The 13,535-nt window shown below is 69.9% G+C and carries 11 protein-coding genes and 1 pseudogene; 5 read left to right on the forward strand and 7 right to left on the reverse strand.

Annotation, left to right across the window (positions count from 1 at the left end):
- Position 1 precedes the first annotated feature (1 nt).
- The 3 genes and pseudogenes from AC2YHA_RS05620 to AC2YHA_RS05630 all read right to left on the reverse strand — a co-directional run.
- Positions 2-646: an XrtA/PEP-CTERM system exopolysaccharide export protein gene (locus tag AC2YHA_RS05620; RefSeq protein WP_233782271.1), complete on the reverse strand. Its 645-nt coding sequence runs from the start codon at positions 644-646 to the stop codon at positions 2-4.
- Between the two features lie 101 nt (positions 647-747).
- Entirely contained in the window at positions 748-2,010 is a 1,263-nt protein-coding gene (locus AC2YHA_RS05625) for a pyridoxal-dependent decarboxylase, exosortase A system-associated (protein WP_487401708.1), read from the reverse strand.
- A gap of 63 nt (positions 2,011-2,073) precedes the next feature.
- A pseudogene (locus AC2YHA_RS05630) lies at positions 2,074-3,558 on the reverse strand (acyl-CoA ligase (AMP-forming), exosortase A system-associated); the annotation flags it as partial.
- A gap of 84 nt (positions 3,559-3,642) precedes the next feature.
- Here AC2YHA_RS05630 and AC2YHA_RS05635 point away from each other — a divergent pair.
- From AC2YHA_RS05635 to AC2YHA_RS05645, 3 genes are read left to right on the forward strand one after another with little or no spacing between them, the layout of a single operon-like run.
- The gene (locus AC2YHA_RS05635) at positions 3,643-3,915 is read left to right on the forward strand and encodes an acyl carrier protein (protein WP_233782270.1); all 273 of its coding nucleotides are present in this window, start codon (positions 3,643-3,645) and stop codon (positions 3,913-3,915) included.
- Positions 3,912-4,541, forward strand: a complete 630-nt coding sequence (locus tag AC2YHA_RS05640; protein ID WP_487400682.1) for an alpha/beta hydrolase family protein — start codon at positions 3,912-3,914, stop codon at positions 4,539-4,541. The genes AC2YHA_RS05635 and AC2YHA_RS05640 overlap by 4 nt, the downstream gene beginning before the upstream one ends.
- Entirely contained in the window at positions 4,529-5,320 is a 792-nt protein-coding gene (locus AC2YHA_RS05645; RefSeq protein WP_487400683.1) for a hydrolase 1, exosortase A system-associated, read from the forward strand. Before AC2YHA_RS05640 ends, AC2YHA_RS05645 begins: the two co-directional genes overlap by 13 nt.
- On the opposite strand, the gene trxB is transcribed toward AC2YHA_RS05645, so the two are convergent.
- The 3 genes from trxB to AC2YHA_RS05660 all read right to left on the reverse strand — a co-directional run bounded on the left by trxB (position 5,305) and on the right by AC2YHA_RS05660 (position 8,538).
- On the reverse strand, positions 5,305-6,270 hold the full coding sequence (gene trxB / locus AC2YHA_RS05650; RefSeq protein ID WP_487400684.1) for a thioredoxin-disulfide reductase: 966 nt from the start codon (positions 6,268-6,270) through the stop codon (positions 5,305-5,307). The genes AC2YHA_RS05645 and trxB overlap by 16 nt on opposite strands.
- A gap of 21 nt (positions 6,271-6,291) precedes the next feature.
- Positions 6,292-7,074: an enoyl-CoA hydratase-related protein gene (locus tag AC2YHA_RS05655; protein ID WP_487400685.1), complete on the reverse strand. Its 783-nt coding sequence runs from the start codon at positions 7,072-7,074 to the stop codon at positions 6,292-6,294.
- An 81-nt stretch (positions 7,075-7,155) separates the two neighbouring features.
- Positions 7,156-8,538 carry a leucyl aminopeptidase family protein gene (locus AC2YHA_RS05660; protein ID WP_233782265.1) on the reverse strand — a complete coding sequence of 461 codons (1,383 nt, stop codon included), beginning with the start codon at positions 8,536-8,538 and terminating at the stop codon, positions 7,156-7,158.
- A 924-nt stretch (positions 8,539-9,462) separates the two neighbouring features.
- On the opposite strand from AC2YHA_RS05660, the gene AC2YHA_RS05665 reads away from it, so the two are divergent.
- Entirely contained in the window at positions 9,463-10,644 is a 1,182-nt protein-coding gene (locus tag AC2YHA_RS05665) for a molybdopterin molybdotransferase MoeA (RefSeq protein ID WP_487401709.1), read from the forward strand.
- 55 nt (positions 10,645-10,699) lie between these two features.
- Positions 10,700-11,365: a transcriptional repressor LexA gene (gene lexA, locus AC2YHA_RS05670; protein ID WP_487400686.1), complete on the forward strand. Its 666-nt coding sequence runs from the start codon at positions 10,700-10,702 to the stop codon at positions 11,363-11,365.
- Here lexA and AC2YHA_RS05675 read toward each other — a convergent pair.
- The gene (locus tag AC2YHA_RS05675) at positions 11,359-13,530 is read right to left on the reverse strand and encodes a ComEC/Rec2 family competence protein (protein WP_487400687.1); all 2,172 of its coding nucleotides are present in this window, start codon (positions 13,528-13,530) and stop codon (positions 11,359-11,361) included. The two genes, lexA and AC2YHA_RS05675, sit on opposite strands and share 7 nt — an antisense overlap.
- Positions 13,531-13,535 lie beyond the last annotated feature (5 nt).

Raw genomic sequence — 13,535 nt, forward strand, 5'->3', positions numbered from 1 at the left:
CTTAGAACATGCTTTCCGGGATGATGACGACATCGCCCGGCTCCAGCCGGACGTTCGCCTTGACGTCACCGTTCCTCAGCAGGTTCTTGAGCTTGACGTTGTATTCGGTCTGCTTGCCCGTGTTCCGGTCGAACCGCACCAGCCGCGCGCCGTTGCCGTTGGCGAACTCACTGAGGCCGCCGACCGCGATCATCGCGTCGAGCAAGGTCATGTTGGCGCGATAGGGGATCGAGGCCGGCTTCTCGGCCGCGCCGACCACGCGGATCTGCTGGCTGTAGGTGCCCGAGAAATTCTCGACGATCACTGAGACGATCGGGTCCTTGATATATTCGCCGAGCGCGATCTTGAGGTCGTCGGCCAGCATCGCCGGGGTCTTGCCGACCGCGGGCATGTCGCTGATCAGCGGCGTGGTGATGCGGCCGTCGGGGCGCACCTGCACCTTCGCGCTCAGCTCCGGATTGCGCCAGACGAACACCTGGAGCTGGTCCATCGGCCCGATGACATATTCCTCGCCCGGCCCCTCCTGCTTGGCGACGAACTGGGCGGAGGGAAGCTGCGGGTGAGCACCGCCGCCCGCGCAGCCGGAGGCCGCCAGCGGCACGATCATCACGCCCAGCAATTTCCGGGACTTGGCACCAAGACGCATCGCATCACCCTTTTGGCGCGGGGGGCGGCCGGTGCGACGTCTCGCACCTGCACCTCACGCAGATTGCGGGCTGCTATGCGGGCGAGGAGGTAAAGATAGCGTTAGGCTTGGCTACCGATCACTTCCCGCGCCGGCGGATGACCGAGGAAGGCGGCGGGACTGGCCGTGGCGCCATAGGCGCCGGCGAGGAAGACCGCGACCAGATCGCCCGGTTCCGCCCTTGGGAAAGCGATGCGGTCGGCGAGTCGGTCGAGCGGCGTACAGAGCGGCCCGACGATCGAGACCGTCTCCGCGGCCGACCCCATGACGTCACGGGCGAGCGCGACCGGATAGTTGCGGCGCACCACCGTTCCGAAATTGCCGGTGGCAGCGAGCTGGTGGTTGAGTCCCCCGTCGACGACGAGGAAGGTCTCGCCGCCGCTCTCCTTCCGATCGACGATGCGGGTGAGATAGACGCCCGCCTCCCCCACCAGCCAGCGGCCGAGCTCGATGGCGAAGCGGCTGCCGCCGAGGATCGCCGGCCGCGCCGCCAGCCGTTCGCCGAGCGCGGCGCCGATCGCCTCGACGTCGAGCGCGACGTCGCCGGCGAAATAGGGAATCCCGAAACCTCCCCCCAGATTGACCAAGGGCGGCGCGGTGCCAGCATCGTCGGCGAGCCGAGCCGCCAACGCGAGCGTCGCAGCCTGGGTCTCGATGATCGCCTGGACATCGAGCGACTGCGAACCGGCGAAGATATGGAAGCCACGCCAGTCGACGCCCGCGCCGACCAGTCGCCGGACCAGCGACGGCACGCGCACAGCATCGATTCCGAACGGCGAGGCCCGCCCGCCCATCTTCATGCCGGAACCGCGCAGCTCGAAATCCGGATTCACCCGCACCGCCATGCGCGGCGTGATGCCAAGGCGTTCGGCAAGCGCCAGCGCCCGCTCCGCCTCGCCCTCGGATTCGAGGTTGATCGTGACGCCTGCGGAAATCGCGGCGTCCAATTCCTCATCCCGCTTGCCCGGCCCCGCGAAGCTGATCGTCGTCGCCGGCTTGACCGCAAGCGCCTTCGCCAATTCGCCCGACGAAGCGACGTCGAGGCCGTCGACGAGTTCAGAGATGTTCTGAAGCAGCGGAACGAATGGATTGGCCTTTATAGCATAATGGATGTCGATCTTGGCCGGCAGCGCGGCGCGGAGCCTGCCGATCCGGCTGGAGACGATCGCCATGTCGTAAACGAATACCGGCGTGCCTTCTGAGGCCCACTCTGTGGCGTCACGCCCGCCGATCGCCAGCCGCGCCTGCCCCGCGAATTCGGGCGGAATTGGCCCTATCGGCTTAAAGCCCTCCCCCCCCCGGGGAGAGGGTTGGGAGAGGGGCAGTGCGGCAGGCGCTGGTCTCGGTGAGACACCGCCCCCTCTCCCCGGCCCTCTCCCCAGTGGGGAGAGGGAGTTTCGCAGCACCGTCCGGTCGAGCTTGCCGTTGGCGTTACGCGGCAAGGCCTCACGCCACTCATAGCGCGCCGGCTGCATGAAGCTCGGCAGATCGCGCCGCAAACGAGCACGCAGCTCCTCCTCCCGCATCCCGTCACCCCGCGCGACCACCACGATCGCCTGGCCCAGCCGCTCGTCGGGCACGCCGAACGCCGCCGCCTCACCAGTCTCGCCGCCGGCGAGCACCGCCTCCTCCACCTCGGTCGGACTGATACGGTTGCCGGCAGACTTGATCATCTCGTCGTCGCGCCCGACGAAGCGAAGCAGCCCCTGCTCGTCCTCCACAACCGTATCGCCCGACCATGCCGCCGTGCCGCCATAGCGCGACCATGCGGGCGCCGGCCGGAAGCGCGACGCCGTCCGCTCGGGATCGCGCCAATAGCCCTGCGCGACCAGCGGACCGGCATGGACCAGTTCCCCCGGCTCGCCCGGCGCAGCGCGCGCGCCGTCGGGGCGCACCACCATCACCTCGGCGAACGGAATGGCGCGGCCGATCGAATCCGGATGGGCATCAACCAGCCGGGGATCGAGATAGGTCGAACGGAACGCCTCGGTGAGCCCGTACATCGGGTAGAGATCGGCCGCCGGGAACCGTTCGCGCAGGCTCCGCACCAGCCGTGGCGTCAAAGCGCCGCCGGAATTGGTGAGCCGCCGGAGCTTCGCCGCCGTCTCCTCCGGCCAGTCGGCCTCCAGCAGCTGCACCCACAGCGGCGGCACGCCGGCGAGCGTGGTGGCGTCATGGCGGCCGACCGCCTTCACCACGTCCCGCGCCGTGAGATAGTCGAGCGGGACCACTCGCGCCCCCGCCGCCCAGGTCGAGAGCAGCTGGTTCTGCCCATAATCGAAGCTCAGCGGCAACACGCCGAGCACGCGATCCTCGGCCGAAAGCCCGAGATAATGTGCCACGCTGATCGCGCCGAGCCAGAGATTGGCATGGCTCAGCATCACGCCCTTGGGCCGCCCGGTCGAGCCCGAGGTGTAGAGGATCGCCGCCAGCCCGTCCGGATCGGCGGAGGACGGCGGCAGCGGATCGGCGCCGGTCAGCTCCTCCTCGACGACGATTGGGCAGGCGGCGTCGTCCGGCTCGAGCGCGGCGATGCGTGCCGGCTGCGTCACCAGCAGCGCGGCCCCGCTGTCGGCGAGGATATGCGCCACCTGCGCCCGCTTCAGCACCGGGTTGATCGGCACATGCACGAGGCCGGCACGCGGGGCGGCCAGCGGAAGCAGACAGGCGGTGCGCGTCTTGGGGAGCCAGCTCGCGATACGCTCGCCCGGCGCGAGCCCCCGCCCCGCCAGCCAGCCGGCAAGCTCCGCCACAGCCCGCTCCAGCTCGACGAAGCTCAGCGTGCCCGCGCGATCCTCCAGCGCCACGTCCTCGGGCCGGCCGCGCGACGGCAGCGAGTCGATCGGGCGGGGCGTGGGGTCGAGCGGCACCATCGTCCCTTCTTCGCACAGCGCCCGCCCTTGGCAAGCTCGGCCGCACCAATTAACGCCGCACCAATTCTCTGGTGGGGGTTTGACGTGCGTCCCGAAGGCACGAGCGAAGTGATCGAAACCGTGCGCGCGGTGCTCAGCGACGTGCTCGGCATCAGCGCCGAGCGCGCGGCGGCGTTCGACGAGACGACGCCGCTGTTCGGCGCGCTGCCCGAGCTCGATTCGATGGCGGTGGCCGGCGTGCTGACCGAGCTCGAGGATCGGCTCGGCATCATCATCGACGACGAAGACATCGACGCCGACACGCTGGAAAGCTTCGGCGCCCTCACCCGCTTCGCGGTGGCGAAAGCGCTCAAGTGATCGGCCATTACGACTGGGCCGGCGGGCGCGAGGCGATGTTGCGCTTCGGCCCCGCCGACGGCCCGGTCGTGGTGTTCGCCCAGCCGCTGTTCGAGGAGGCCAACAGGACCCGCGCGCTGATCGTGACGATGGCGCGGGGTCTGGCCCGGCGCGGGATCGCGTCCGTGCTGCCCGACCTGCCGGGGACAGGCGAGAGCCTGACACCTGTCAACGCGGTCCGGCTCGAGCACTGGCGTGCCGCTTTCGAGACGTTCAGGCGCGTTCATGCAGTGAGCCTGCGCGGCGGCGCACTCGTGCCCGGGACCGCGGCAGCGAGCCATTGGCAGTTGGCCCCGCTCGACGGCCCGGCTCAGCTCCGCGAACTCGAACGCCTGCGTACGGCCGGGGATGGCGCGACCATCGCCGGAAACGACGTTTCCGACGCGTTCCTTACCGAACTGGTCGAAGCGCATCCGACACCGCATGTCGCCACCCGCGTCGTCCGCCTCGACAACGATCCCAAGCCGGCGGACCTGAAACTGCCGGGCACGCCCTTGTGGCGCAGGGCGGAACCGGACAATGATCCCGTTCTTGCTGAAGCCCTTGCTGACGATATCGCCCATTGGGTGCGAAATTGCGAAGGCTGATCTCCTTCCCCTGCGCGGGCGAGACGCTGATCGGCACGCTCGACGAGGCGCCAGGCAGAACCGGACTGCTGATCGTCTCCGGCGGCAATGAGATCCGCATCGGCGCCCATCGGGGCATGGCCGAGCTCGCCGGAGCGGTCGCGGCCGAAGGCATCCCTGTGTTCCGCTTCGATCGCCGCGGGATCGGCGATTCGAGCGGCCTTAATGCCGGCTATGAAAGCTCGGCGCCCGACATCGCTGCCGCCTCCGCGACCTTCGTCGCGGAAACGGGCATCACGCGCCTCATCGGCTTCGGCAATTGCGATGCGGCGACAGCGCTCGCGCTGTTCCACACCGTCACCGGCATCGACTCGCTGATCCTCGCCAATCCCTGGACCGGTGGGACCGCGGATGCCCTCCCCGCTGCAGCGGCGATCCGCGCGCGCTATGCCGAGAAGCTCCGCGACCCGCGCGAATGGCTGCGGCTGGCACGCGGCGGCGTCAATCTTCTCAAATTAGCCAAGGGCTTGGGAAAGGTATCCACCGGTCGATCGAAGGAAGCGGGCTCGATCGCCGCTGACATGGCCTCCGGCCTCGCCGGCTGCGCCGCGACCATCCTGCTCGCCGAGCGCGACAACACCGCCATCGCCTTCCGCGACGCCTGGCGCCGGCTCCCCTCGCCTCCGCCGGTGACGATCGAGTCACTCGATTCCGCCAGTCACAGCTTCGCCTCCGCCGCCGACAAGGCGTGGCTGCACGAGTGCGTGCTGGCGGCGGTGCGCGCCTATTCGGCTGCCTGAGCGACCTCGAACTCGGCCTCGGCCAGGAAGCGCTCGGCGTCGAGCGCGGCCATGCAGCCGGTGCCGGCGGCGGTGACCGCCTGGCGATAGACCTTGTCCATCACGTCGCCGCAGGCGAACACGCCCGGCACGCTGGTGCGCGTCGAGCCGGTCTCGACCTTGATGTAGTGATCCTCGTCGAGCTCGAGATGTCCGCGGAACAGCTCGGTCGCCGGATGGTGCCCGATCGCGACGAAGCCGCCCTCGACGTCGAGCCGCGACAGCTCGCCGGTGACGGTATCGCGCAGCTCCAGCGCGACAAGCCCCTCCGGTTCGCCGGCACCCAGGAAACGCGCGACCTCCTTGTTCCACACCACCTTGATGCGGTCATTGGCGAACAGCCGCTGCTGCAGGATCTTCTCGGCGCGCAAGGAATCGCGGCGATGGATCAGCGTCACGTCGGGCGAATGGTTGGTGAGGTACAGCGCCTCCTCGACCGCGGTGTTGCCGCCGCCGATCACCGCCACCTTCTTGCCGCGATAGAAGAAACCATCGCAGGTCGCACAGGCACTTACGCCCTTTCCCTTGAGTGATTCCTCGGAATCGAGACCGAGCCATTTCGCCTGCGCGCCGGTCGCGATCACCAGCACGTCGCCGAGATAGACGTCGCCGCCGTCGCCGACGAGCCGGAACGGCCGGCGCGACAGGTCGACCTCGACGATCGTGTCCCACATCATCCGCGTGCCGACATGCTCGGCCTGCGCCTGCATCTCCTGCATCAGCCAGGGGCCCTGGATGACCTCGCGGAAGCCGGGATAATTCTCGACGTCGGTGGTGGTGGTGAGCTGGCCGCCGGGCTGGATGCCCTGGACGACGATCGGCTCCAGGCCCGCGCGCGCGCCGTAGATCGCGGCGCTGAGCCCCGCAGGACCCGAGCCGAGGATGAGCATCTTGGTGGAATGAGTCGCCATAGAGCCAGGATGTAGAGATTTTCAGGCGCCGCGAAAGGCGGGTTTGCGCTTCTCAAGAAAAGCCATGCCCCCCTCCATCGAATCCGCCGAGCGGCGCGCGGCACGCTGGTTCTCGGCCTCGCGCTGCATCGCCTCGGCGTAGGTGGAGTCCAGCGCATGGGCGAGCCCCCGCCGCATCAGCCCCAGCGCCACGGTCGGCCCCGCGGCAAGCCGCTCGGCAAGGGCAAGCGCCTCCGCCTCCAACGTCTCGTCCGCGACCACCTTGTGGATCATCCCCCATTCGAACGCCTTGGCAGCAGGCACCCGCTCGCCCAGCATCATCATCTCCGCCGCCCGCGCCCGCCCGATCAGCCGCGGCAGCATCCAGCTCGCGCCCCCGTCGGGCACCAGCCCGATGTTGACGAACGCCTGGAGGAAATAGCCGCTCTCGCTCGCGACGCAGAAATCCGCCGCCAGCGCCAGGCTGCACCCGATGCCCGCGGCCGGCCCGCGCACCGCGCTGACCACCGGCACGCCGAGATCCGCGATTGCCTGCAGCGCCGGATTGTAATGCTCGGTCAGCGCACGATAGGTCGCCTCCGCCGGATCACCCGCGCTGAGCGCACCACCAGCGACATCCGCGCCCGAGCAGAACGCGCGCCCCGCCCCGCCGATCAGCACCGCCCGCGCACCGTCGAGCCGTTCGAGCGCCGCGCCGATCTCGTCGAACATCGCCGGCGGCGCCGCGTTGAGCCGTTCCGGCCGGTTCAGCGTGATGGCGAGCACGTCGCCGCGCCGCTCGCTCAGGATGTGCTGGTAGGTCATCAAGGCTCGTCATGCGACAAATAGCCGGGACTGCAAAGACCTCGGCATCGCCGCATCGGAACCGGCACGAGCGCCGTAGCGTCAACCCCGCGGATAGCGCGTCTTCAGCACCTTCCACGCCGCCCTGAGGCCGAACGCATCGCCCCCTTTCGGCCGTCCCGCCTTGGCCGCCGGCCGCCAGGCGAACACGTCCATATGCGCCCAGGCGATCTCCTTCGGCACGAAGCGCCGCAGGAACAGCGCCGCCGTCACTGCCCCCGCGAAGCCGCCGTCCGGCGCGTTGACCAAGTCGGCGATGTCGGACTTCAGCATCTCGTCATACCCGTCCCACAGCGGCAGCCGCCACAAGGGGTCGCCTTCGTCGCGCCCGGCGGCGAGCAGCTCCTCGGCCAGCGTATCGTCGTTGGCGAATAGCGGCGGCAGATCGGGCCCGAGCGCGACGCGGGCAGCACCGGTCAGCGTGGCATAATCGAGGATCAGCTCCGGCTCGGCTTCGACCGCCCTGGCGAGCGCATCGGCCAGGATCAGCCGGCCTTCGGCATCGGTATTGGTGTTCTCGACCGTCAGTCCCTTGCGGGACCTCAGCACGTCGCCCGGACGGAAGCTCGCCCCCGACACCGCATTCTCCACCGCCGGGACCAACAGATGCAGCCGCACCGGCAGATGCGCCTGCATCACCAGCTCGGCGAGCGCGAGGACATGTGCCGCGCCGCCCATATCCTTCTTCATCAGCCGCATCCCCGCCGACGGCTTGATGTCGAGCCCGCCCGAATCGAACACCACGCCCTTGCCGACCAACGCCACGCGCGGGTGATCGGGCCGGCCCCATTCGATCTCGATCAGCCGCGGCTCGCGCCCCTTGGCGGCGGCCTGGCCGACCGCGTGGACCATAGGATAGCCGGCCTCCAGTTCGCGTCCCCGCGTGACGGTGAGGGTCGCCCCATGCGTCTTGGCGAGCGCGGCGGCCTCCGCCTCCAGCTCCTCGGGCCCCAGATCGGCGGCCGCGGTGTTGACGAGGTCGCGCACCCGCGCGGTGGCGGCGGCGAGCCGCTCGGTTTCCTCGATCGCCGCCGGATCGCCGGTCAGCAGGATACGGGGCCCGACGCCATTCTCCTCCTTGCGGTAGCGATCGAACCGATGCTGCGCGAGCACCCAGCCGAGCCCGGCCGCGCCGACCTCACCCTCGGCCAGCCGATAGGTGCCTTCGGGAAGCTGCTCGCCGAGCGAGGCGATGCGCCACGGCGAGCCCGGCGCCTCGTCGCAGACCAGCAGCATCGACCAGTCCTCCGCTCCCTCGCCGGGCAGGACCGCGCGATTGCCGGCCTTGCCGGTGAGCCGATGCGCGGCAACGGTAGCGCGAACCCGCGGCGGCTGGGCGGCAAGCCATTCGGCCCAATTGTCGGGATGGACGACGATGATGGAACGCGCGGCCTGGCCGCGATCGGGCTGGAGTAGGGCAGTCATGCGGCGGACCCTAGCGGGACGATGGCGAAAGGCCACAGCGTTCGTGCGGTCGGTGCGCCGATGGTGGCTCGGCTTCGATCCTCCCCTGCCAGGGGGGATGGCAGCCGAGGCTGGCGGAAGGGAGGATGCCGATCGACATGGCTGCGTCGCCAACCGAATCGGATAGGCTCCCGCTCGTCATCACCACTTGCAACCTAGGGTGTGTTGACGTTCAGCAATCCGCCGGCAGCTCTTGCACTCCTCCCCTGGAGGGGAGGGGTGAAGGTCGACAGCCCCTGAGGCGCCCGCCCTTGCAATGTAGGATTTCGCCTGCTTGGCTCGCCCGCTCCGAGCCGCGCGAGCGCCGGGCCGTTCTTTGATTCTGTAGATCTCGCCCATGTCGCGTCGGTGTCGCGTCGGTGTCGCGTCGGTGTCGCGTTAGCGTCGCCTTGGTGTTGCCTCGGTGTCACCCTGATGTCGCGTCCCCGATGCGTCGCTGTCGCGATTCCGTCGCCTCTGCGCCGTGTCCGGGGGGACGGCGCGCAAACACGTGACCTGAGTCAATTTCGTCAACTTTTCGGCGGCCCCGGCACCGGAAAGCCTCGTCCGGACGGGGGGCCGTTCTACCTATGACTTTCGTGACCTTCGACGGATTTCCGCGGGTTTCCGGCGCCCTCCCAGAGCCGTGCGGCCAGCCGCCTGCCAGTCGGCCACCGACTCGAATGGCTCGTCCGTTGTCAACAGAATGGATGCCATACCAGGCCGACAAATCGCTTTCCTAATAGGATTTGCTTTGCTTGAGTCCCGCCCGGCTACCGTGACGCAGCTGCGGAATTAAGTGGAGCAAAGTGAAAGAATGAAGCGCGTCTCCCTTTACTTTGGAGCTGGTCGCACGACGCATCTGGATGTCGATCGGTCCCAGCCCCTGCCACGGATCGGCCGATGATTCCCCTCCTCCCCGTCGCCGAGGCGCAGGCGCGGCTGCTGGCCCTCGCATCGCCGGTCGCGAGCGAACGCGTATCGCTCCATGCCGCCGCCGGCCGCTGGGCGGCCGAGAACGTCCGCGCCCGCCGCACCCAACCTGCGGCCGATCTCTCCGCGATGGACGGCTACGCCATCCGCTTCGCCGACCTCCCCGGTCCATTCCGCCTGATCGGCGAGAGCGGCGCCGGCCACCCCCATGCGGGCAGCATCGACGCGGGCGAGACGGTGCGCATCTTCACCGGCGCGGTCATGCCCGCAGGCGCCGACGCCGTGCTCGTGCAGGAGGAAGCAGAGGACCGCGCCGGCACGATCCACCTCATCGGGGAGGGCCCGCTGCGCCCCGGCAGCAGCGTCCGGCGACGCGGGCTGGATTTCACCGAGGGCGATGTCCTCATTGCGAATGGCGAACGCATCACGCCCGCCCGCGCCGCGCTGGCGGGGCTGGGCGGCCATGCCGAGCTGGCCGTCCGCCGCCCGATCCGCATCGCGATCGCCGCCACCGGCGACGAGCTGGTGCCGCACGGCGCACCGCTTCGCGACGGCCAGGTCCACGAAGTCAACGCGCTGATGCTGGCGACGATGCTCGCCGATCTGCCGGTAGCGGTCGTCCCGCTCGGCATCCTCCCCGATCGCCTGGACGTGCTTACGGCTGCCTTCGCCGCGGTCGACGCCGACATCCTCGTCACCACCGGCGGCGCATCGGTCGGCGACCACGACCTCGTCCGCCCCGCGCTGGAGGCCGCCGGCGCCGATATCGACTTCTGGAAGGTCGCGGTGCGTCCCGGCCGGCCGATGATGGCCGGGCGATTGAAGGATGCGGTGGTGCTCGGCCTGCCGGGCAATCCCGTCTCCGCCTTCGTCACCGCCACGCTGTTCCTGAAGCCGCTGGTTGCCGCCCTGTCCGGCGCCGCCGATCCCCTCCCCCGCACCCGCACCGTCCCGCTCGGCGAGCCGCTCCCCGCCAACGATTCCCGCGCCGACTATCTCCGCGCCGAGCTGCGCGGCGGCCGCGCCTACGCCTCCAGCATCCAGGACAGCTCGATGCTCCGCACCCTCGCCCGCGCGACCTGCCTGATCGTCCGCCCGCCCCATGCGCCGGCGGCGGTCGAAGGCGACTCGGCGGAAATCCTCGACCTCGCTTGACAGGACGGGGAACAATCCATAAACGTTCCGTGTCTGTTCTGGACGGAGGGACCGAATGCTCACGCGCAAGCAGCACGAGCTCATCTGCTTCATCGCCGATCGCCTGGCGGAAACGGGCGTGTCGCCCTCGTTCGAGGAGATGAAGGAGGCGCTCGACCTCAAGTCCAAGTCGGGCGTCCACCGCCTGATCAGCGCATTGGAGGAGCGCGGCTTCCTCCGCCGCCTGCCCAACCGCGCCCGCGCGCTCGAGGTCATCAAGATGCCCGAGCGCCCCGAAGCGAAGAAGGCGGCCAAAACTGTCCAACCGACGGCGCCTTCGCGCCTGCCGCAGCCGGCGAACGACGTGATCGAGATCCCGCTGCACGGCCGCATCGCCGCCGGCGTGCCGATCGAGGCGCTGGAGGGTGCGACGATGCTGCCGGTCCCCGCCGCGCTGCTCGGCGCAGGCGAGCATTATGCATTGGAGGTCGCCGGCGACTCGATGGTCGAGAAGGGTATTCTCGACGGCGATTATGCGCTGATCCGCCGCACCGACGTCGCCCGCGACGGCGACATCATCGTCGCGCTGATCGACGACAACGAGGCAACGCTCAAGACCTTCTACCGCGAAGGCGCGATGATCCGGCTCGATCCCGCCAACCGCGCCTATGATCCGCAGCGCTACGCGGCGGACCAGGTGCGCGTGCAGGGCAAGCTCGCCGGCCTGCTCCGCCGCTACTGACCCGCACCCGAGGCCTGCCGATCGCGAGGCGGCAGGACGGTGGCGGGCCGGATCCAGGGATGGCGGCCGGCGGACGCGGCGACCGTCCTCACCCTGGGCGGATCGAAGGTCAGCGTCACCCCGCCCGACCGCGCCAGGAAGCTGCGGTCGAGCTTCAGCCAGCGTGGCGTACAGCCCTGCGGCAACCGGCGATCGCTGACGACGACGTCCGCCGTCCGGCAGGCGGCGATCAGCGGCCGCGGATCGACGAGATACGCCGACCGGGTCGCCAGCACCCGCCACCGCCGCCCGCCCCGTTCCAGCTCCGTCAGGCACAGGTCGATATTGCAGCGCGTACCCGCGACATCGTCGAGCACCGGCAACTCGCCGTCGACGCCTCCGCCTTCGCTCAGCACGTCGCGGACATAGTCCCCCGCCCGCTCGCGCAGCAGCGCCAGCCCGCCGCCCTGCGTGCGGATGGCAAGATGCCGCCCGTCGCCGGTGACGATCAGGTCCGGCGCCGGCGTCGCCAGCGCCCAGGTGGCTCCGAATACGAGTGGAGCCAATCCACACCACCGCCAACGGGTTTTCCACAACATTATCCACAGCCCGCCCGTCACCATCAGCGCGAAGGCGCCCCGCGGCATGGCGGGCAGCGCCGCGACCGCGCCCGGCGCATGGGCAGTGGTCCGGGCGATCCACAGCAGCAGGTCGAGCGCCCGCCCGCATAGCCACCACAGCGGCGCACCCAGACCACCCAGATCGAGCAGCAACGCCAGCGCCTCGAGCGGCATGACCACGAAGGTGGTGAGCGGAATCGCGACGATATTGGCGAGCGCGCCGTAGAAGCCGGCCTTGTGGAAGTGGAACAGCCCGATCGGCATCAATGCCAGCTCGACGACGATGCCGGTCAGCAGCAGCGAGGCGAATCCCCGCCCGATCCTGCGCCACCGCGCCTCCTCGCGCGGGACGAACCAGCCGCGCACCCGCCCGCCTTCATGCAGCGCGACGATCGCGGTCACCGCTGCGAACGAAAGCTGGAAGCTGGCGCCCGCCACCGCCTCCGGCCACAGCAGCATCACCGCCAGCGCCCCGGCGGCCACCAGCCGCAGCGTCACCGCCTCGCGCCCCATCGCGAGCGCCGCCAGCACCAGCAGCGCCGCGACGCAGCTTCGGATCGTCGGCACCTCCGCGCCGGTGAGCAGCGTATAGCCGATCGCCGCCACCGCGCCCGCGCCGGCCGCGATCAACGGTAAGCGGAAACGCAACGCCAGCCAGGGACTCAACGCCAGGAGCCGCAGCACCAGCAGCATCGTCGCACCGACGACCGCCGTGATGTGCAGCCCGCTCACCGACAGGAGATGGGCAAGTCCGGACTGGCGCATCGCCTCGGCATCCTCCTCGGGAATGCCGCCCTGATCGCCGGTAGCGAGCGACGCCGCGATGCCTCCGCCCGCCCCCTCGATGCGACTCCGGATATGCGCCGACAGCCGCGCGCGCAGGTCTGTCCCCGGCACGTCACCGGCCTTCACCACCTCCACCGGCGCGAATCCGCGTCCGGTCGCACCGATGCGATCGAACCAGGCAACGCGTGTATAGTCATAAGCCCCAGGCACGGCCGGCCCCGGCGGCGGCATCAGCCGCGCGCGCAGCCGGATCACTGCGCCCCGCGTCAGGCCCTGCGGCACATCGGCCTCGGCCAGGTTCACCCGCACATGCGTTGGCAGCCCGACCGCATCGACCGGCGCTAACCGCAACCGCACCAGCTCACGCGCCGGCAGCGGCTCGACCCGCTCGACACGCGCGGTGAAGCGCGTGATCGCCGGCCGCGCCAGTACCGGCGCCGCAACGCGTTCCGCCCGCCACCACGCCAGGCCGCACCCCAGTGCAACCGCAATCCCGCCGACCAGCAGCGCTCGTCCGGCACGCGCGCCGACCGGCAGCACTACCCCCGCCGCTGCAATGCCGAGCCCGGCCAGCACCACCGCGGTCCACTGTCCGGCATCAGGCAGCGCGAACCAGGCGGCGATCCCGGCCCCCACCGCCACCGGCAGCCACAGGACGAGCTGGTCACGCTCCGCCTCCAGCCACCGCTCGACCACCGCCCCCACCCGGCCGAGCCAATCGGACACGATTTGGCGCCGCGGAGGGTGCGTGCTAGGGGGCGCGGCGGCTGAGCTGGCCATTGAAT

The sequence above is a fragment of the Sphingomonas sp. SRI_018 genome, from assembly GCF_057586275.1.

What these genes read in the sequence shown, in the direction of transcription:
- AC2YHA_RS05620 (WP_233782271.1), bottom strand. Translation starts at nt 646, where the DNA reads ATGCGTCTTGGTGCCAAGTCCCGGAAATTGCTGGGCGTGATGATCGTG.
- trxB (WP_487400684.1), bottom strand. Translation starts at nt 6,270, where the DNA reads ATGGCGACTCATTCCACCAAGATGCTCATCCTCGGCTCGGGTCCTGCG.
- AC2YHA_RS05655 (WP_487400685.1), bottom strand. Translation starts at nt 7,074, where the DNA reads ATGACCTACCAGCACATCCTGAGCGAGCGGCGCGGCGACGTGCTCGCC.
- AC2YHA_RS05660 (WP_233782265.1), bottom strand. Translation starts at nt 8,538, where the DNA reads ATGACTGCCCTACTCCAGCCCGATCGCGGCCAGGCCGCGCGTTCCATC.
- lexA (WP_487400686.1), top strand. Translation starts at nt 10,700, where the DNA reads ATGCTCACGCGCAAGCAGCACGAGCTCATCTGCTTCATCGCCGATCGC.
- AC2YHA_RS05675 (WP_487400687.1), bottom strand. Translation starts at nt 13,530, where the DNA reads ATGGCCAGCTCAGCCGCCGCGCCCCCTAGCACGCACCCTCCGCGGCGC.